General features: G+C 71.0%; 16 protein-coding genes and 1 pseudogene. 10 read left to right on the plus strand and 7 right to left on the minus strand.

Going from position 1 to position 18,175, the window contains the following annotated elements:
- Positions 1-78: 78 nt before the first annotated feature.
- Both OG214_RS06880 and OG214_RS06885 read right to left on the minus strand, forming a co-directional pair.
- Entirely contained in the window at positions 79-2,373 is a 2,295-nt protein-coding gene (locus OG214_RS06880) for an ATP-binding cassette domain-containing protein (protein WP_405984172.1), read from the minus strand.
- A 179-nt stretch (positions 2,374-2,552) separates the two neighbouring features.
- On the minus strand, positions 2,553-2,870 hold the full coding sequence (locus OG214_RS06885; RefSeq protein ID WP_363081240.1) for a DUF5132 domain-containing protein: 318 nt from the start codon (positions 2,868-2,870) through the stop codon (positions 2,553-2,555).
- 390 nt (positions 2,871-3,260) lie between these two features.
- Here OG214_RS06885 and OG214_RS06890 point away from each other — a divergent pair, with 390 nt between their 5' ends.
- From OG214_RS06890 to OG214_RS06905, 4 genes are read left to right on the plus strand one after another with little or no spacing between them, the layout of a single operon-like run.
- On the plus strand, positions 3,261-4,844 hold the full coding sequence (locus tag OG214_RS06890) for an ABC transporter substrate-binding protein (protein WP_363081239.1): 1,584 nt from the start codon (positions 3,261-3,263) through the stop codon (positions 4,842-4,844).
- 13 nt (positions 4,845-4,857) lie between these two features.
- Positions 4,858-5,826 (plus strand): ABC transporter permease, encoded by a 969-nt coding sequence (locus tag OG214_RS06895; protein ID WP_405984173.1) that lies wholly within the window; start codon positions 4,858-4,860, stop codon positions 5,824-5,826.
- A gap of 2 nt (positions 5,827-5,828) precedes the next feature.
- Positions 5,829-7,694 (plus strand): dipeptide/oligopeptide/nickel ABC transporter permease/ATP-binding protein, encoded by a 1,866-nt coding sequence (locus OG214_RS06900; protein WP_405984174.1) that lies wholly within the window; start codon positions 5,829-5,831, stop codon positions 7,692-7,694.
- Positions 7,691-8,482 carry an ABC transporter ATP-binding protein gene (locus tag OG214_RS06905; RefSeq protein ID WP_405984175.1) on the plus strand — a complete coding sequence of 264 codons (792 nt, stop codon included), beginning with the start codon at positions 7,691-7,693 and terminating at the stop codon, positions 8,480-8,482. Before OG214_RS06900 ends, OG214_RS06905 begins: the two co-directional genes overlap by 4 nt.
- A 102-nt stretch (positions 8,483-8,584) precedes the next feature.
- Here the strand turns inward: OG214_RS06905 and OG214_RS06910 are convergent, their stop codons facing one another.
- Entirely contained in the window at positions 8,585-9,709 is a 1,125-nt protein-coding gene (locus tag OG214_RS06910; protein WP_405984176.1) for an alpha/beta fold hydrolase, read from the minus strand.
- Positions 9,710-9,957: 248 nt separating this feature from the next.
- Between OG214_RS06910 and OG214_RS06915 the strand changes: the two genes are divergently transcribed.
- Together OG214_RS06915 and OG214_RS06920 are read left to right on the plus strand one after the other, a co-directional pair.
- Positions 9,958-10,992, plus strand: a complete 1,035-nt coding sequence (locus OG214_RS06915; RefSeq protein ID WP_405984177.1) for a 3-oxoacyl-ACP synthase III family protein — start codon at positions 9,958-9,960, stop codon at positions 10,990-10,992.
- 225 nt (positions 10,993-11,217) lie between these two features.
- Positions 11,218-12,558 carry a glutamine synthetase gene (locus tag OG214_RS06920; RefSeq protein ID WP_405984178.1) on the plus strand — a complete coding sequence of 447 codons (1,341 nt, stop codon included), beginning with the start codon at positions 11,218-11,220 and terminating at the stop codon, positions 12,556-12,558.
- A 76-nt stretch (positions 12,559-12,634) separates the two neighbouring features.
- Here OG214_RS06920 and OG214_RS06925 read toward each other — a convergent pair whose 3' ends face one another.
- The 3 genes from OG214_RS06925 to OG214_RS06935 all read right to left on the minus strand — a co-directional run bounded on the left by OG214_RS06925 (position 12,635) and on the right by OG214_RS06935 (position 15,055).
- On the minus strand, positions 12,635-13,228 hold the full coding sequence (locus OG214_RS06925; protein WP_363081232.1) for a GNAT family N-acetyltransferase: 594 nt from the start codon (positions 13,226-13,228) through the stop codon (positions 12,635-12,637).
- Complete coding sequence (locus OG214_RS06930; protein WP_405987445.1) at positions 13,225-14,442, minus strand: type III PLP-dependent enzyme; 1,218 nt, start codon at positions 14,440-14,442, stop codon at positions 13,225-13,227. Before OG214_RS06930 ends, OG214_RS06925 begins: the two co-directional genes overlap by 4 nt.
- A 181-nt stretch (positions 14,443-14,623) precedes the next feature.
- The gene (locus tag OG214_RS06935) at positions 14,624-15,055 is read right to left on the minus strand and encodes a hypothetical protein (RefSeq protein WP_405984179.1); all 432 of its coding nucleotides are present in this window, start codon (positions 15,053-15,055) and stop codon (positions 14,624-14,626) included.
- Between the two features lie 97 nt (positions 15,056-15,152).
- Between OG214_RS06935 and OG214_RS06940 the strand changes: the two genes are divergently transcribed.
- Positions 15,153-15,683, plus strand: a complete 531-nt coding sequence (locus OG214_RS06940) for a TetR/AcrR family transcriptional regulator (RefSeq protein ID WP_405984180.1) — start codon at positions 15,153-15,155, stop codon at positions 15,681-15,683.
- Between the two features lie 59 nt (positions 15,684-15,742).
- On the opposite strand, the gene OG214_RS06945 is transcribed toward OG214_RS06940, so the two are convergent.
- Positions 15,743-15,994, minus strand: a complete 252-nt coding sequence (locus tag OG214_RS06945; RefSeq protein ID WP_405984181.1) for a hypothetical protein — start codon at positions 15,992-15,994, stop codon at positions 15,743-15,745.
- Positions 15,995-16,047: 53 nt separating this feature from the next.
- Between OG214_RS06945 and OG214_RS06950 the strand changes: the two are divergent.
- The 3 genes and pseudogenes from OG214_RS06950 to OG214_RS06960 form a co-directional block, all read left to right on the plus strand.
- Positions 16,048-16,164: pseudogene (locus OG214_RS06950) on the plus strand (pirin family protein); the annotation flags it as partial.
- The gene (locus OG214_RS06955; RefSeq protein WP_363081228.1) at positions 16,161-16,502 is read left to right on the plus strand and encodes a GNAT family N-acetyltransferase; all 342 of its coding nucleotides are present in this window, start codon (positions 16,161-16,163) and stop codon (positions 16,500-16,502) included. The pseudogene OG214_RS06950 and the gene OG214_RS06955, both read left to right, overlap by 4 nt.
- Before the next feature lie 221 nt (positions 16,503-16,723).
- Positions 16,724-17,968 carry an MFS transporter gene (locus OG214_RS06960; protein WP_405984182.1) on the plus strand — a complete coding sequence of 415 codons (1,245 nt, stop codon included), beginning with the start codon at positions 16,724-16,726 and terminating at the stop codon, positions 17,966-17,968.
- Positions 17,969-18,175 lie beyond the last annotated feature (207 nt).

Raw genomic sequence — 18,175 nt, forward strand, 5'->3', positions numbered from 1 at the left:
GCATGCGCGCAGGACGTGCCGGGCCGCGCCGACCGCGGTGGTGTCACGCGATCGGCGGGCGGAAGGGCTTTTCTGCGGTCAGGCGGCGAGTTCGCCGGCCTGGAGCTGCCAGAGAGATGCGTAGAGTCCGTGCTGGGCCAGGAGTTCGTCGTGGGTGCCCTGTTCGGCGACGATGCCGCCCTCGTCCATGACGTAGATACGGTCGGCGTGGCGGACCGTGGAGAGGCGGTGGGCGATGACGACCATCGTGCGGTCGGCCGCGAAGCCGCGCAGTGTGCGCTGGATGGCGGCCTCGGTCTCGTTGTCCACGGCGGAGGTGGCCTCGTCGAGAATCACGACCGGCGAGTCCTTGAGAATCGCACGAGCCAGGGCGATCCGCTGCCGCTGACCGCCGGAGAGCGCGGCACCGCGTTCACCGATCAAAGTGTCGTAGCCGTCCGGCAGCGTCGCGATGAAGGTGTGCGCCTCGGCCATGGCGGCGGCCTGGAGTACTGCCTCGTCCGAGGCTTCGAAGCTGCCGTAGCGGATGTTGTCGGCGATGCTGCCGTCGAAGAGGAACGGGTCCTGGGCGACGAAGCCGATGGCGTGGCGCAAGCTGTGTCGCCGGAGGCCCCGGATGTCCTGTCCGTCGATCAGCACCCTTCCGGACTGGGCGTCCTGGAAGCGCATCAGCAGTCTGGCGATCGTCGTCTTGCCGGAGCCGGTGGCGCCCACCAGGGCGGTCACCTGCCCGGCCGGGACGGTCAGCGAGAGATCCTTCAGTGCCGTCGATCGGCCGGGGTAGGCGAAGGTGACCCGGTCGAGGACGATCTCGCCCCGCACCTCGGCGAGGTTGAGCGTCCCGTCGCCGCCGTCGGCCTCGACGGGCAGGGCGCGCAGCCGCTGGACCCGGTCGTAGGAGGCGAGGGTGCGCTGGTAGTGGTCGGCGATGCCGCCGAGTCGGCTCATCCGCATCAGCAGCATCTGAGGCAGCCCGATCAGCGGGCTGAACACCTCGAAGCGCAGGGTGCCGTTGAGCACCGAACGACCGCCGATCAGCAGGGTTCCCGCCATCGACGCGGTGGTGCAGGACCGGACGGTCTCGGCGTGGCGGCTCGTGCTCCGGTCGGTCTGCCGGCTGCTCTCCTGGACCGCCTCGCTCAGCTCGTCGATGCGTTCGGCCTCGTAGTCCTCGGTGCAGAAGCTCTTGACGGTCGCAACGGCTTCCAGCGAGTTGATCACCTGGCTGCCCAGCCTGGCCCGGGACTCGCCGGTGACGGCGTAGTCTGCCGCGGCCTTTTCCTGGTGGTGCAGCGACAGCCAGGCGATGATCGGGATCGGCAGGAACGCGATCCAGGCGATCTGCGGTGCCAGCAGGAGGAACGCCGGCACCAGGAGGACCAGACTGGTGGCGAGTTGCAGCACGTCGTTGGCCGGTCCGGCGAAGAAGGCGCCCAGCTGGCCGACGTCGTTGGTGAGTACGCCGGCCACCCGGCTGGTCCGCTCACCCTCCAGGTGCCCCAGTTCGAGGTGCTGGACGTGTCGGTACGTGCGGCCCCGCCAGTCGTGCTCGATGTCCTGGCCCAGTCGGCGCCACTGGAGGGTCGAGGCGTACGAAAGGCCCGCCACCGCGGCACAGGCGGCGGCCACCAGCCCGGCCAGGCCCCACAGTTGAGCGGAGGCCGTGGTCAGGCCGAGGCCGACCAGCGGAGCCGCCTCGCCCTTGATGAGGACCAGGCCGGTCCATCCGAGGAAGGTGCCGAGCGCCATCTCCGCGGCCTGGCAGGCGACGGACAGGGCGGCGGCGCGGTAGAGGCGGCGTCGGTGCGGACCGACGATCTCCAGCAGGACGTGGCGTTCGGCACCGTCCCGGGACGCGGCCCGGGACGCGTCGGCCGTTCCGCGCCACGCCTTCCGGAGGACGACCGCGGTCGCGGCGGCGACCCCGACCACGGCCACGAGCTGCCTGCTCAGCGCCGACCCCTTGATCAGCGCGGCCCCGGCCGCGACCCCGCCGACGGCGAGTACCGGGCGTACGACCAGGCCGCGGCCCGCCCGCGGGGCCGGCGCGGGGCCGGGGCGGGCCGGTGCCGGACGCCGCACCCCGGTCGGTTCCTCCGCGACCCGGGCGACGGCCCCGCGGACGATCCGGCCGATGTCCGTGGCGCGCAGCCGCGCGTCATGCCGGATGAGCATCCCGCCGGTGACGGGGTTGGCCTGGGCCTCGGTGATTCCGGGAATGCGGCGCAGCGCAGCGGCGAGGACCTCGGCCGTCCGGGGTCGTCCGAGAAGCAGCTTGACGTCCCAGCGCTGGCGGCCCGGTGTGATCGAGCGCGGCCTCGCACCCAATTCCACGGAGCGGAATCCGGCTGCGGCACCCAGTAGCGATGGCATGTGTTACGTTCACCTGTTTGCGGAGGTCGCGGAAACCGCCACGGACACGACGGAATTACGGCGACGGAGCGGAAAATCTCTGCGGCCGAACGGCCTGCGAACGGCCGCCGCCCAGGGCGCATTCCGCCGAAATCGATCGGCATACGCGCCTGGCGGCGGCCGTGAATTCTTACGGGTCGTCAGCGCGCCTTTCCGGTGGCGCTACCGGTGGGCGTGCGAATCTTCGGGATCCTCGCTTCCCCCTTGGTGCCGTGCTGGCCATCACCGGAATCCCCTCCGGTTTCCCCGGCAGCGATCTGGGCGGCCACCACATCGGCGGCCACTTCGGCCGCGAGGTCATGAATGTTCTCCCCGGCCTCCTCCGCCGCCTTCTTCACCTCCATCGCGATACCGACGGATGCTCTGACGACTCCACCCAGCAGTGGCTTGAGCAGGCGTTTGGCGAGCGGTGCGACGACGAGGCCGACCAGGAAGGGCGGGACTAGGGGCGGCAGCATGATGCTCCATCCTCTCCACGATACGTATGACAGGAACCCAGGTACGGGGACCACCGGAGTAGCGCACAGCCGGGTGGATGAAAGCGTTCCATCGCGAAATCTGGGATTCACCTGACGAAGCGGATTCCCGGACATCGGAACACGCCGTCCGATCCCGTGATCACCGTAGTCGAACCACGCCCACCTGCGCCAAATGGCCGCCTCCGAGTTCACTCATGCGAGTATTCATGACCGTCCTGTGCGACCAAATTCCAGCATGTTCGCACATTGGTCAGTGCGATTACCTGATTACTCACCCCTAGGTGGGTCGCATTCTCTTCGGTATTCGAACATCCGCGCCTCACTCGTTGGTGACTTACCACCGCCAATCCCCGGTGGCAGCATGACGCCATGCCTCGACGCACCCCTGCGGTCGTCCTCGCGGCCGTCCTGACCGCCTCGGCCGTCGCGCTGACCGGCTGTGGTGGTGGCGCCGTCTCCTCGACGACCACCCCCCTGGCGGACCACGGCACCGTCCGGATCGCCGAGTCCAGTGAGACACCGAGTTTCGACCCGTACTCAACCTTCGGCGCCTCCCAGGCCCGCTACGCCTACGACTCCCTGGTCAACCTCGCTCCCGACGGCACCCTGGTCACCGGCCTGGCCTCCTCCTGGCAGGCCACGGCCACCACGGCCACCTTCACACTCCGCCCAGGCATCACCTGCTCCGACGGCACGCCCCTCACCGCCTCGGCGGTGGCCCGCGCACTCACGTACGCGGGCGACCCGGCCAACCAGCTCGCCGGCGCCCGGACCGTCCTCCCGAACGTCCCGTTCACCGCGAGCCCCGACGACGGGACCGGCACGGTGTCGGCGACCGCCGCCGCCCCCTTCCCGTTCCTCACCCGCACCCTCGGCCTGCTGCCGATCGTCTGCCCCGCCGGCCTCGACCGGCCCGGTTCCCTGGACCGCACCACTCAGGGAACCGGCCCCTACGTACTGACCCGCTACACCCCGGGCGGACCGTACGAGTTCACCGTCCGCGACGACTACTCCTGGGGACCCGCCGGGGCGACAACCACGGAACCCGGTCTTCCCGAGCACATCGTCATCTCGGTGGTGCCCCAGACCTCCACGGCGGCGAACCTGCTGCTCACCGGGGGCATCGACATCGCGCGCGTGAGCGGGCCGGACCGGGCCCGGCTCACCGGCCGCGGTCTTGCCACCGCCGACGTGGCGACCGTGGTCGGGCTGACCTTCTTCAACCAGCGCCCCGGCCGGGCACTCGCCGACCTGGCGCTCCGCCGTGCCCTGGTCTCCGCCCTCGACCGCCGGGGCCTTGCCAACGTCGCCGTCGGCGGCACCGGCAGCCCCGCCACCGACTTCGGCGCCGAAGGTGCCGTCTGCCACGCGGACCTCGCTGACGCCAACCTGCCCGCGCGGAACGCCGTCGAGGCCCTGCGCTCCGCCGGCTGGACCCGCTCCGCCGACGGCCCGCTGACCAAGGACGGCCAGTCGCTCCGGCTCCGCCTGATCACCAGCCCCGACCTCGGCCCGACCCTGGCCTCCGTCGCCGAGCTGATGGCCCAGCAGTGGACGGCGCTCGGCGCCGAGGTCGACCTGGTCACCGAGAGCCTGCCCGCCCTCGTCAACGCGATGTACCGGAGCGCTGACTTCGACGTTGTGGTCGGCAGTACCCCGGGTTTCGCCTTGCCGGCCGGTTTCATCCCCTTCTTCTCCGGCTCCACCCCCGCCCAGGGCCTCAACTTCGCGGGGGTGGCCAATCCCGCGTACGACGCCCTGGTCGCCCAGGCCCTCCGGGAGACCGACACGACCGGATGCGGCACCTGGAACCGGGCCGCCGCCGCGCTCTTCCGCTCGGCCGACGCGCTGCCGATCGCCGAAGGCCGAAGCAGCGTGTACGGCTACCGCACCACCTTCGCCACCACTTTCGGCGGCCAGCTCGTTCCCACCAGCATCCGCCTCCACCAGTGACCTGGGGCCCACCATGTTCGTACCCCAGCTGCTGCGTCACCCCTGGACGGTGTGCCTCGGCCGCCGCGGCCTCCGGTTGTTCCTCTCCCTCGGGGTCGTGATCACCGCGTCGTTCGCGATGATCCGCCTCATCCCCGGCGATCCGGTCCGGGCCGCGCTCGGTGTCGACGCCGCCCCCGACCTGGTGGCCGCCCGCAGGCACGCCCTCGGGCTCGACACGCCCTTCCTGTCCCAGTACCAGCACTACCTCAGCGGCCTCCTGCACGGCGACCTCGGTACCTCGCTGGTCACAGGGGCACCGGTCGCGGAGCTGGTGCGCACCCGATTGCCGGCCACCCTGGAGATCGCCGGACTCGCCTTCCTGGTCACACTCGCCGTCGCCCTGCCCGGCGGCCTGCTGGCGGCAGTCCGCACCCGCGACGGCCGCCGTCCGCGCACCGAGCTGGTGTTCGTCGCGGTCACCGCCGGTCTGACCGGAGTGCCGGACTTCGTCCTGGCCGCCGGACTCACCGCGCTGCTGGCCGTCGGCCTCAACCTGCTCCCGGTGGCCGGTGCGGCGGGCGTCGGGTCCTTCGTCCTGCCCGTCCTCGCGCTCTCCCTCGCCCCCACCGCGGTCCTGCTCCGCATCGTCCGGGTGGAAGCGCTGAAGGTGCTGAACGAGGACTACCTGCGCACCGCCCGGAGCAAACGGCTGTCGTCCGCACGCCGTTACCTCCGGCACGCGGCACCGAATACGGCCTCCGCCGCACTCACCGTCGCCGGGAGCCTGCTGCCTGCCCTGATCGCCGGCACCGTGCTGGTCGAGAAGATCTTCGCCTGGCCCGGCATCGGCTCCGCCATGGCCCAGTCCGTGGTCGCACAGGACTACCCGGTGGTACAGGCCATGGTGCTGGTGCTGGGCACCACCGTGCTGCTCACAGGCCTCCTGGTCGACGTGCTGCTCGCCGTACTCGACCCTCGTTCGGCGATCCGGGAGATGTGATCATGAGCGTTCCAACCGGCCTCCGGTGCTCACCCATGGCCTGGGCCACCGCGGCCATGCTGGTGTCGCTCGTCGCGCTCGCACTGTTCGGCCCGCTGGTCTGGGGGGCGGCGGCAGAGCGCCCGGACCCCTCGGCCGTGCTCCAGGGCCCCTCCGCGGAACATCCGATCGGCACCGACAACCTCGGCCGGGACCTGCTCGCCCGAGTCCTGACGGCCGCCCGGCCCTCCCTGCTGCTCGCGCTGGCGGCGGCGCTGCTCGGTGCGACTGCGGGAATCCTCCTCGGGGCTTGTACCGCCGTCCTCGGCCGGCGCGGCCGTCGGCTGACCGCCGGGCTCATCAACCTTCTGCTCGCCTTCCCGGCCCTCCTCGTCGCGATGTTCCTCGCGGTCGTGTTCGGCGCGGGCGCCGCCGGGGCGGTGCTGGCTCTCGCGGCGGCGGGCGTCCCCGGCTTCGCCCGGCTCGCCCAGACCCTCGCCGCAGGCGTCGCGGGCACCGACCACCTGGCCGCAGCCCGAGTCCTCGGCCTGCGCCGCCACCGGCTGCTGTGGCGGCACGTCCTGCCCAACATCGCCGAGCCGCTGCTCCTGAGCACCACCACGGCGGCGGGCACCGCCCTGGTCGCGCTCTCCGGGCTGAGTTTCCTCGGTCTGGGCGTCCAACCGCCCGGCTACGACTGGGGGCAGCTGCTCAGCCAGGGGCTCGACCGGATCTACGCCGAGCCGCTGCCCGCGCTCGCCCCGGGCCTGGCCGTTCTCTACGCGGCCCTGACCTTCCAGCTGCTCGGCGAGGTCCTGGCCGGGAACGTCGCGCGCCGCGGCCCGGCGCCGCGCGCACCCGTGCCGACGCCCATCCCGAGCGGCCCCGCCGAGGACGGGCTGGTCCTCCAGGTCGAGGACCTCTCCGTCGAACTCCCCACCCCGTACGGCACGATCCGGCCGGTACGCGGTGTGTGCCTCTCGCTGCGGCCGGGGGAGATCGTCGGACTCGTCGGCGAGTCGGGGTCGGGAAAGTCGCTCACCGCGCTCGCCATCGCCGACCTGCTCCCGTACGGTGCCCGGGTGTCCCGGCGCACTCTGCGCCTGCTCGGAGCCGACCTCGCGGCCCTGACGCCGAGGGAGCGGGACCGGCGCCTTGCGACAGGCCTGTCGGTGATCTTCCAGAACCCGGCCTCGGCGCTCAACCCGGCCCTGCGGATCGGCACCCAGCTCACCGAGGCCGTCCGGGCCCACCGCGGTGCGAGCCGGGCACAGGCCGCTGCGGAGGCTGCCGACGCCCTGCGCCGGGTTGCCCTGCCGCCGGCGCTGCTGCGCTCACGTCCGTACCAGCTCTCCGGCGGCCAGCGCCAGCGCGTGATGATCGCATCCGGGCTGATGGTGCGACCGGGGCTGATCATCGCCGACGAACCGACCACCGCGCTCGACGTCACCGTGCAGCGCCAGATCACCCGGCTGCTCACGGACATCCGGCGGGACACCTCCGCCGCGATCCTGTTCATCAGCCATGACATCGCACTCGTGGGCGAGTTCTGCGAACGGGTTCTGGTGATGTACGCGGGCACCATCGTCGAGGCCCTGCCCGCCGACCGCCTCGCCGACGGCGCCCAGCACCCCTACACCCAGGCCCTGGTCGCCTCGGTTCCGAACCTCGCCGCCGACCGCGGCCGGCCGCTGCCGACGATCGAGGGCGCACCGCCCGACCCGCTCGCACTCGCACCAGGATGCCCGTTCGAGCCCCGCTGCCCGCGACGCCAGGACCGCTGCGCCGAGCAGGCTCCACCACTGGAGGCCCTCGACGCCGACCACCGGGTCGCCTGCTGGTATCCGGCACCGGTGGCAGGGGTCCTGGAGACGGTGACCGCGTCATGACCACCCTTCAGGTGACCGACCTGACCGTCCGCCACCCCGGCCCCCGCGACTCCCCAGCCGCCGTGGACGGTGTCTCGCTGGAGATTCCGTCCGGCACCACGCTCGGTCTGGTGGGGGAATCCGGCTCCGGAAAATCCAGCCTGGCCGGCGCGATCGTCGGCCTCGTCCCCGTGCGGGGCGGCCGGGTCCTGATCGACGGCCAGGAGGTCCGCACCCGCACCGTCCGCGACCGGCGTCGGCTCGGCCGCCTCGTCCAGATCGTCCTCCAGGACCCGGACACCGCGCTCGACCCTCGGATGACGGTTCGCCGGACGCTCGTCGAAGCCGCCACGGTCTTCCGCCGGCTCGACCGGGCCGCCGGCGCTGAGCGCGTCACCGAACTGCTCGGCCTCGTCGGCCTGGAGCCACGGCTCGCCGATTCCCTGCCGCGGCAGCTGTCCGGCGGCCAGCGCCAGCGGATCTCCCTCGCCCGCGCCCTGGCCGTCGACCCCGGTCTGCTGATCGCCGACGAGATCACCTCGGCGCTCGACGTCTCGGTGCAGGCCTCCGTCCTCAACACGATCCGCGAACTGCAGCGACGGCTCGGACTGTCCATGCTGTTCATCGGCCACAACCTGCCGGCGGTCTGCCACGTTTCCGACGTCGTGGCGGTCATGCGGTACGGCAGGATCGTCGAGACCGCCCCCACCGAGACGATCCTGCGCGCACCGGGGCACCCCTACACCCGAACACTGCTCGCCTCCGTGCCGTCCCTGCGCACGTCCCCCCGCGAGGAGAGGCCGTCATGACCGTTGGGCGCCCGGACGCGGTGCCCGTCGGAGCGGCGCCGTTCATGAACCTGGGTTCCTCCTCCCGCCGACGCCCGGTCGGGCCCGACCGCGCGCGGGTGGTCAGGGGGCGGTGGTGCGGAGTTCCCGCACCAGGTCCCCGACCACGCCGACCACGAACGAGGGAACCTCGTGCGGAAAGTCGTGGCCCGTTCCCTCCGGTGTGTGCACCAGTCGTGACGACGTCGACGCCGACAGATACCGGATCCTGCTGCGGAGGTAGAAGCCGCTGATCCGCTCGGCCTCGGCAGCGTCCCGGGCGCCGACCAGCACCGCCTCACCGCCGATGAGATCCCGGGGTATCACCAGCACCAGTGGCAGGTCCCCGAGATCCCCGTCGTACACCACGGTCTCCCAGCCGACTCCCGCCAGCCCGGACGGCGACAGCTCGGCGAAGATCGACGCTGCGGCGCAGCCCTGCCCGGCCCGGCTCCCCGTGCCGCGATGGGCACCGAACAGATCCCGGATCGCCGTCAGCAGGAAGCCGCGACGTATCCGCGCGAGCTGCCGGCTGCGCGGCGCGAAGGCGACAACCTCCAGGGGCGTCGGATCGAGCAGGACGAGACCGGCCACCAGATCCGGCCGGCGCCTGGCCGCGTTCGCGACCAGCAACCCTCCGAAGGAATGACCGACGAGCACGAAGGGCGCCCGCTCCCTCGCTCCCTCCAGCGCTGCCCAAAGCTCCTCCGCCTCACCCGCCGTCGTTCTGGGGAAGGTCCCGACATCGCTCCAGCCCGAACCGAACCTGTCGACCAGCACCGACCGGGTTCCGGCCGACAGCATCGTGTGCAGTTCCCGGAAGTCCTCCCCAGGGGCGTGCCCGCCGGGCATCCAGACCACCGTCGGCCCGCTCCCGGCCTCCCCCTCACCGAGGAGGTGCATCCTGTGGCCGCCCACACCGACCAGCCGCCCCGGCGGAGGGTTCTCCCGCCGCTCGCGGGCCACCAGCACCAGGTGACGAACGGCTCCCACCGCCAGCAGCACACCAAAAGCCATCACCAGGGCACCGAGCGCCGCCGCCCAGCCCGCCCCCGCCCCGGCCAGCCCTCCGCCCGGCGCCGCCACCAGTACCGCGACCGGCACCCCGATCCAGTCCCGGCTCAACAGCGCGAGCAGGGAATCCGCAACTCGTCCGTCCCGCCGGTCCCGTCGCATCGGCCCTCCGCGCAGGTATTCGAAATCGATCACGGCCAATATCCGCCCCTGCCCACTCAGAGCACGGCGAAGGCTTTCCAGTAATGCGACGTCAAGCAGTTAAATCTTTCTGCACTCTTATTGATTAAGGAGCGAACTTCAGATCCTTGTCCCGTGAGATGCTGCGGCGGCGTTGCGGTTCGACGGACCTGGCAGCGCCGGACATTCGCAAACCGATATCGAGGACGGAATATGGGAATTCTTCGAGGTGCCCCGAACGCGCCCGAGGGGAGCTCCGCGGAGTGACCGTCGCCCTGGACCGGACCCTGTTCCACCAGACCGGTGCCGGCCTGTCCGTGCCGTTCGCCGTCGCCGGAACAGGGATGCACCTGCCACCGACGGTCGTCACCAATCAGGAGCTCACCCGCACCCTGGACACCAGCGACGAATGGATCACCAGCCGTACCGGTATCCGCGAACGCCGCCGCCTGGACCCGCGTCTGGCGACCTCCGACATGTGCGTCGCCGCCGCCCGCCCGGCTCTGGACGCCGCCGGCATCGAGCCCGCACAACTGGGCGCGGTCATCGTCGCCACCTACACCTGGGACCAGCCGCTCCTGTCGACCGCGCTGATCGTCAAAGACGCCCTCGGTGCCCACCGCGCTCTGTCCCTGGACGTCACCCAAGCCGCCTGCGCCTCCGGCGTCCAGGCCATGCTGATCGCCGCCCACCTCCTGCAAAACCCTTCCATCACCACCGTCCTGCTCCTCGCGGCCGACTGCGCTTCGAGGATCACCGATCCCACCGACCGCACCACAGGTGTCTTCTTCGGGGACGCCGCGGCAGCCGTCGTCCTCACCCGTGCCGACACCCCTGGCGCGGGCCTGCTCTCCTACAACCTGGGCTCCCAGCTTTCCTACGATGTCCAGATCCCCGCCGGAGGCTCCCGGCTGCCCGCCAGCAGCGCCACCGTCGCCGCCGGAGACCACTACTTGTCCATGGACGGCCGCGCCGTCTGGAACGCCGCGACCACACGCCTGCCCGAGAGCATCACCTGCGCCGCCGACCGTGCCGGCGTGCCGATCGACCAGATCCGGCACTTCTTCCTGCACCAGGCCAATTTGAACATTCTCACGGAGGCCATGGCCGCCCTGGGCGTTCCCCGTGAGCGTGCGCCCATCACCATCGACCGGCTGGGCAACACCGGATCAGCAGGCCTGTTCACCGCACTGCACACCACCGTCACCAAGGGCTCCCTCCTTCCGGGAGACACCTACGTGTTGTCCGGGATCGGCGCGGGCTTCCAGTGGGGAACCCTCTGCCTCCGGCACGCCTGACCATCCACAGAACTGATATGCCCTCAGGTGGTTTGCCGAACCTCGAACCCCGTCGATCCCGGCCGACGCGAGCCTCCGGAACGCGAACACCCGGGCACAGGGAAGGCGCTGTGTTTCACGGTCGTTTTCCGTCCCGTGCCGCGTCTCCGCTCCGTCCGTTCACAGATGAGTGAACTGTTGGCAATTCCTGACGCACCCGCTGCCGCGAGCATCAACATGGGCGGCATGATCACCACACGCTCCCGAGCCGAACGGGCCGCCCAGGCCCGTGCAGCCGAAGCTCAGCTCACTGCCGACGGAATCGACGGGGTGGTGTTCGGCTGGGTCGACAACGCCGGGCTCACCCGGGTGAAATCCGTCCCGCTCGCCCAGCTCGAACACGCCGCCCAGTACGGTGTCGGCGCCCTACCCTGCTTCGACGTCTCCCTGATGGACGACTCCTTCACCACCGCGCCTTCGAGTGCCGGCCCGATGGGCGACCTGCGGCTCGTCCCCGACCTCGACCAGCTCACCCCGCTCGCCGCACAGCCCGGCTGGGCCTGGGCTCCGGCCGACCGGTACACCCAGGACGGCGCCCCGCACCCCGGCTGCCAGCGCGGCTTCGCCCGCCGGGCCACCGAGGCCGTCGAGCGGCGCGGGCTCTCGGTGCGAGCCGGGATCGAGATCGAGTGGGTGGTGGCCGACGCCGCCGGAGACCCCGCGACGGTCGGGCCCGGGTACGGGATGACCCGCTTCATCGAGCACTCCGATTATCTGCGGGAGGTACTGCGCGCCCTTACCAGGCAAGGACTGGAAGTGCTGCAGCTCCACCCCGAGTACGCCGCCGGACAGTTCGAGGTCTCGGTCGCCGCCGAGGGGCCGGTCGAGGCGGCCGACACCACGATGCTGGTGCGCCACACCATCCGGGCCGTATCCGCCCGGCACGGTCTGCGTGTCTCGTACGCCCCCGTCTTCACCGAGGGCGAGATCGGCAACGGAGGCCACCTGCACCTCAGCCTTTGGCGGCAGGCCCAGAACCTCGGACACGGCGGCCCCGGCCGCCACGGGCTCCACCCCGACGCCGAGCACTTCTTCGCCGGCGTACTGGCCGAGCTGCCCGCGCTGCTCGCCCTCGGTGCGCCCAGCGTCGCCTCCTACCTGCGCTTGGTCCCCTCCCGCTTTGCCGGGGCCTATCGCTGCTGGGGCCTGGAGAACCGTGAGGCGGCGCTGCGCCTGATCGCCGGCTCCACCGCCGGGCAGGCCAACGCCGAGTTGAAGTGCTTCGACGCCACCGCCAACCCGTATCTGGAGATCGGCGGTGTGCTGGCCGCCGGACTCGCCGGTCTCGACGCCGGCCTGCCCTTGCCTCCCGAGACCCGAGGCGACCCCGCCGCCCTCGGCAGCGTCGAACGCCTCCCGGCGAGCCTGCCGGAGACGACCGACGCGTACGAGAAGTCCGCGCTGCTTCGACAGGCGCTCGGCGCCGAACTGTACGAAGCCGTGCTCGCCGTCCGGCGGGCGGAGGCAGAGCTGTTCGCGACGCATACCGACGCGGACGTCATCGAGGCGGCGCGCTGGCGGTACTGACGCGCGAGTCACGCAACGGCCCCGGGCCCGACGGCTCGGCAGATGATCGAACAGCTCCCGCCGGGCCTGCCGCGGCTCAGTTCCGCTTCGGACCGACTGGTGGCCCGGCGCACCCGGTCGCCCATGGTGCGCCCAGCGGCTCACCAGGATGGCCCGAGAGCCGGCTCGTGACAGCGTTCTCAAGGGGCTTCGCCATGTAGACCGCCTCGGCGCCGTAGCTCGCGGGCAGCCCGATCCCGGGCTCGGCGCGGTAGCCCAGGGTGGTCCACAGCACTTGCGAGCCGTTCACGGCGACCAGCGAGAGCGTCTGGTAGGAAGCCACCCGTCCGGTCTCCTCCAGGTGCTGCTGCATCCGGTGAGCCAGGCCCCGACCGCGTGCACGCTCGGCGATCACCAGGTCGTGAAGGTGCAGGTTGCTCCCCTGCACCGCGCCTTCCTCGGCCAGGCTCAGGTCCGGGCAGAGGAAGAGCGGGTACGGCAGTGCGAGCAGGTAGCCGCCGAAGCCGCCCGCGTGCTCCAACACGAAGCAGGTCGAGGGCGAGGCACGGTGCCGGGAGCGCAGCGCCGCCTCTCCCTCGGACAGGCCGCTTGCCGCGTAGGCGCGTTCCTCCAACGTCACCAACTCGTCCCAGTCGTCCTCCTGGAGCAGCCGGATCCGGGTGTCGGTCATGTGCCGTCCTCTTCCGGAGCCAGGCCGCCGATGCAGGTGTACGGCAGCGGAGAGAAGCCGTTGAACCCCTGGGTGGCGTAGGCGGCGGCGTACGCACCGCAGGAATGGACCCAGACCGGGTCGCCGGACGCGATCGTGCGCGGGACCCGCACTGTGGCGTCCTGTGCGTACGCGTCGTCACTGTCGCAGGTCGGACCGGCCACCACGGCGTCGACGAACTGCCCGTCGGGGCGGGTCGGGAACTCCAGCCGGTACTGCAACTGGTCCATCTCGTAAAGGCCGTTGAACTTACCGCAGCTGAGGTAGAGCCATTCCTCGCGGGTGCCGTCGAGCCGATGGCGGGAGGTGAGCCGGGCGACGTGGGCACGGATCGCGCCGTGGTCGGCGACCAGGTGGCGGCCGGGCTCCAGCAGGAAGTTCAGCGGAGCGGAGTTGACGGCGCGCAGCCGTTCCATGCCTTCGCGGATCACCGTGAACATCTTGTCCAACGGCGGTTCCAGTGGCCGGCCGCGCCGGTCGAGGACACCGAGGGCGGGCAGCCCGCCACCGAGGTTGACCCGGTCCGGAACGATGCCGTGCCGGTTGAGCCTCTCCAGCAGGGCGGCCAGTGTCTCGATCGCCTCGGTCCAGGCCTCGGCTGTCATCTGCTGGGAGCCGACGTGCACAGACAGACCAGAGGGCACCAGCCCGGCGGCCCGTGCCGCACCGAGCACCCGCAGGGCATCCTCCGGTGAACAGCCGAACTTATGGCTCAGGCCCCACAACGCGCCATCGCCGGTCGTCGCGATCCGGCAGAACACCCGCGATTCCGGGGCGTGTTCGGCGATCGCGGCGACGTCCTCCACGCTGTCGGTGGCGAAATCGCGCATGCCCAGCCGGTAGGCCTCCGCGATGTCGCGGTCGGACTTGACGGTGTTGCCGTAGTGGATCGATTCGGGGGCAGCCCCGGTGCGCAGCGCCTGGGCGATCTCCTGCGGGCCGGCCGCGTCGAAGCCGGAACCGAGGCGGGCGAGGTGGTCGAGCACCTCGCCCACGGGGCATGCCTTCATCGCGAACCGGATGGCGACACCGGGCAGTTCGGCGCACAGAGCGGTGTACTGGCGACCGATGCCGTCCAGGTCGTAGATGATGGCGTCCTCGGCGGCGGTGGCGAGGGCGGCGCGCAGGGCAGGATGGCCGTGCCGGCGGGAGTGGCAGGCGGTGGAGGTGTGCACTGCGGCCGACGCGGTCAGGGCGCGGTGGCTGGTGCTGCTACGGTCTGCCGTCCGGCGCTGCTCGGCGATATGAGGCGTGTCGGTGGCCTGAGGCCTCACGGGTGAACTTCCAATCCAACTGGGTGATCGGTGCCGGGGACTTGCCGGCATCCACAGGGGAAACGAGACGGGCGAAAGTCGGTTATGACGCCTGACCCGGCTTCTCCTCGCCGCGCTCCCCGCCATCAGGGCGGGCCGGCCCGCGCGTGCTGCCTTCAACAGCCGCGGCAGCAGCCGCTTGTGCCGTCACGCGGGCAGACATCGATTTCGTAGGGGCGCTCCCGCGATCGGTAGCTGGAGTTCGAGGACGGTACCTGAGCCCCTGCGGTTCGGGGCGGGCCGCGGTGTTGTACCGCAGCGCGGTGTGCGAGGCGATGCCGAACAGGTGCATCAGGTGCATCAGGTGCATCGAATCGTCGGCCTCGAACGCCTCGTCGCGGATCCGGTCCTGCCGCAGCATCGTCATCGTGAGTCCGGTGGGCCGGAAGAGAGCGCTGAACGTGGTGCCGATGGACGAGTGTGTGGTGTCCACCGCGGTCCATCGGTTGATCAGCAGATGCGGGTCGGTCGTCACCGGCCGACGGCGGTGACATTCACGGAGCCACCCGGAGACGCAGCGGCAGATGAGCTCGTCCAGGTAGATGACGTGCCGTTCGCCGGGACGCCGGACGATGAGCCGCGCACGGGACAGGTCCGTGCGCGTCTTCGCCGAAGAAGGGCTGAACGCGCACCTTGAGCGCATCGCCAAGGAAGCCGGTGTGGGCTCCGGCACCCTCTACCGGAACTTCCCCACCCGTGAGGTGCTGATCGAGGCCGCCTACCGCAACGAACTGAGCCGACTGTGCGACGCCGCCCCCGGCCTTCTGGCAGCCATGCCGCCACGCGAGGCGCTCCGCGCCTGGATGGGGCGCTTCATCGACTACGCCACCGCCAAACTCGGGATGGCCGAGGCCCTCCGCGCCGTCGTCGGCTCCGGTGTCAACCCCTACGCCCGGAGCCACGAGCTGATGATGACCGCCCTCACCTCGCTCCTGGACGCCGCAACTGATGCCGGTACGATCCGATCGGACATCAAGGCGACCGACATGTTCGCCGCGCTCACCGGCGTCGCCCTTGCCTCAGGAAAGCCCGACCAGCGTGAGCAGGCCGAACGTCTCCTCGACCTCACACTCGACGGACTCAGATACGGCGCAGCGGGCTGATGCCGGAGGCCGGCAGACGCCCCGCCGACCGCCTGTCTCATGCCCGCCGCCAGCGGCGACTACCCGATCGGGATTTCCGGCCGTGGGTAAGGCAGTTGGAGGCGACGTGCGGCCCGCTCGGCGGCGTAGATCTCCGTGAGGCGGTCGATCGCCGAGTCTTGGGTTGCGCAGCCGGATTCCTCGGTCTGCTCGCCAGCCGCGTCGCGGTACCGGATCTTGTACTCGTGGGGGCACTCGGACCACCGGGACTCGGGGTGGATACAGTCCTTGAAGAAGGTGCCCATGCCACGGGCCAACGTCTTGGTCGCCATGGTCGTGCTGTCTCCTCGGGGACCGATACTGACGGTTCGCCGACCGCTGATGGTCCGACCGCTTCGGCAGTGTCGGCGGTTACGACGGCGACCGTCTTCCCGCGCCCGCCCTTCCGAATGGCACCATCGCGCCGCGCAAGAACCCGACGCCGCTGAAAGGCACACGATGACACAGCCCGCCGCCGCTCCCCGTGTCGAGCGAGTGGACGCCAAGCACCGGTACGAAATCCTGGTCGACGGCATAACCGCCGGCCTCACCGCGTACCGCGACCGCGATGACCAGCGCGTTTTCTACCACACCGAGATCGATGACGCCTTCGCCGGTCAAGGCCTGGCGTCGCTCCTCGTGCAGCGGGCCCTGACCGACGTACGCGCCTCCGGGAAGCGCATCGTGCCGGTCTGCCCGTATGTGGCGAAGTTCCTCAAGAAGCACGACGAGTTCGCCGACATCACCGACCCCGTGACCCCCGAACTCCTGCGGTGGCTGAAGACCGTACTGCCACGGTGACGGCCCGCGCCGCCGCCCTTCCCAACGCCTTCGGAAGGGCGCGCGGTCACGTTCATCTCCGATCGAGATGACTGAAATCCCGAACCATCGCGAGCGGCGAGGAAGCATCGAGGGGCGGACCGACGCTTACGCCTGCGTGACGGCATCGAAGAAGCCGCCGATCACCGCACAGCGCGTCCGTCCGGGCCGGTTTCCCGGCTCTCCCCGTCAAGAAGGTGCATATGTCCGCATCGCCCGACGTCCACAGCACGCGCCGGCCCGCGACCGCCAAGTCCCCTCACGGCGTGCCGGGTTGGCTGGTCGCGCTCCTCGCCGTCGCCTCCGGAATGACGGTCGCCAACCTCTACTACGCCCAGCCCCTGCTGTCCTCGCTGAGCGGTGTCTTCCACACCAGCACGGCCACGGCCGGAGCGCTGATCACACTCACCCAGGTCGGCTATGTGATCGGCATGCTCTTCCTGGTCCCGCTCGGCGACCGGCTGGAGAAGCGCAACCTGATCACCGTCCTGCTGGCGATCACGACCCTCGCCCTCGTGGCGGCCGGGCTCGCCACCAGCTTCCCCATGCTGCTGATCGCCTCGCTGGTCAGCGGCGCCACGTCGGTCGTCGCCCAGATACTGGTGCCCTTCGCCGCCGGCCTCGCCCCCGACCACGCCCGGGGCCGCATCGTCGGCCAGGTGATGAGCGGCCTGCTCACCGGCATCCTGCTCTCCCGCACCCTGAGCAGCCTGGTCTCCGACCTCGCGGGCTGGCGCGCCGTCTTCCTCGGCTCGGCCGGACTCATGGCCCTGCTCGCCGTGGCCCTGCGGGTGGCTCTGCCTCAGCACGCGCCGACCACCACCATCCCCTACCACCATGTGCTGCGCTCGACCGTCCGACTCGTCCGCACACACCCGGCACTGCTGCGCCGCGGCCTCTACCAGGCGGCGATGTTCGGCGCCTTCAGCGCTTTCTGGACCACTGTCTCCTTCGTCCTGACCGGCCCCGGTTTCCACTACTCCCAGGTCGGAGTCGGCGTCTTCGCCCTCGTCGGCGCGGCCGGAGCGGCCGTCGCCCCGTTCGCCGGGCACTGGGCGGATCGAGGGCTCGTACGCCCCATCACGGGCATCGCCTTCGTGGTCGCCGCCCTGGCCTTCGCGCTCGCCGGGTTCGGCGGACACAGCATTCTCCTGATCGCCCTGGCCGCGATCCTGATCGACATGGCCGTACAGATCACCCTCGTCCTCGGCCAGCACACCGTCTACCAGCTCGACCCCGCCGCCCGCGCCCGTCTCAACAGCGTCTTCATCGCGGTGTTCTTCGTCGGCGGCGCGATCGGCTCCCAGCTCGGTTCCGTCCTCTACCACGCGGGAGGCTGGACCGCCGTCACCGCCCTCGGTGCGGCCCTTCCCCTCACCGCCCTGCTCTACTGGGCCACCGAACGCCGGCAACGGGCGTCGGCGAACCCGAGCGCGGCACGTCTGTAACGGTGGCGGTGGACACCAGCGGCTGGGCCGGCGGGCCCGAACGACGGCCTTGGGCACGCGGCCCCGCCGCCGCGTGCCCAGGCAACGCCATGACGTGGGCGTACGCCTCGGTGAGCGGCGCCATTATGATCATCGGCGAGTAGCGTTGACCCCGATCGACGTACCGCGAGGCAGCCGCCTGAGGCGTACCCGCCGAGAGCCGCGACC

The organism is Streptomyces sp. NBC_00872, assembly GCF_045161915.1.
In the GTDB taxonomy this organism is placed as follows: domain Bacteria; phylum Actinomycetota; class Actinomycetes; order Streptomycetales; family Streptomycetaceae; genus Streptomyces.

What these genes read in the sequence shown, in the direction of transcription:
- OG214_RS06880 (WP_405984172.1), bottom strand. Translation starts at nt 2,373, where the DNA reads ATGCCATCGCTACTGGGTGCCGCAGCCGGATTCCGCTCCGTGGAATTG.
- OG214_RS06885 (WP_363081240.1), bottom strand. Translation starts at nt 2,870, where the DNA reads ATGCTGCCGCCCCTAGTCCCGCCCTTCCTGGTCGGCCTCGTCGTCGCA.
- OG214_RS06890 (WP_363081239.1), top strand. Translation starts at nt 3,261, where the DNA reads ATGCCTCGACGCACCCCTGCGGTCGTCCTCGCGGCCGTCCTGACCGCC.
- OG214_RS06895 (WP_405984173.1), top strand. Translation starts at nt 4,858, where the DNA reads ATGTTCGTACCCCAGCTGCTGCGTCACCCCTGGACGGTGTGCCTCGGC.
- OG214_RS06900 (WP_405984174.1), top strand. Translation starts at nt 5,829, where the DNA reads ATGAGCGTTCCAACCGGCCTCCGGTGCTCACCCATGGCCTGGGCCACC.
- OG214_RS06905 (WP_405984175.1), top strand. Translation starts at nt 7,691, where the DNA reads ATGACCACCCTTCAGGTGACCGACCTGACCGTCCGCCACCCCGGCCCC.
- OG214_RS06920 (WP_405984178.1), top strand. Translation starts at nt 11,218, where the DNA reads ATGATCACCACACGCTCCCGAGCCGAACGGGCCGCCCAGGCCCGTGCA.
- OG214_RS06925 (WP_363081232.1), bottom strand. Translation starts at nt 13,228, where the DNA reads ATGACCGACACCCGGATCCGGCTGCTCCAGGAGGACGACTGGGACGAG.
- OG214_RS06940 (WP_405984180.1), top strand. Translation starts at nt 15,153, where the DNA reads ATGAGCCGCGCACGGGACAGGTCCGTGCGCGTCTTCGCCGAAGAAGGG.
- OG214_RS06945 (WP_405984181.1), bottom strand. Translation starts at nt 15,994, where the DNA reads ATGGCGACCAAGACGTTGGCCCGTGGCATGGGCACCTTCTTCAAGGAC.
- OG214_RS06955 (WP_363081228.1), top strand. Translation starts at nt 16,161, where the DNA reads ATGACACAGCCCGCCGCCGCTCCCCGTGTCGAGCGAGTGGACGCCAAG.
- OG214_RS06960 (WP_405984182.1), top strand. Translation starts at nt 16,724, where the DNA reads ATGTCCGCATCGCCCGACGTCCACAGCACGCGCCGGCCCGCGACCGCC.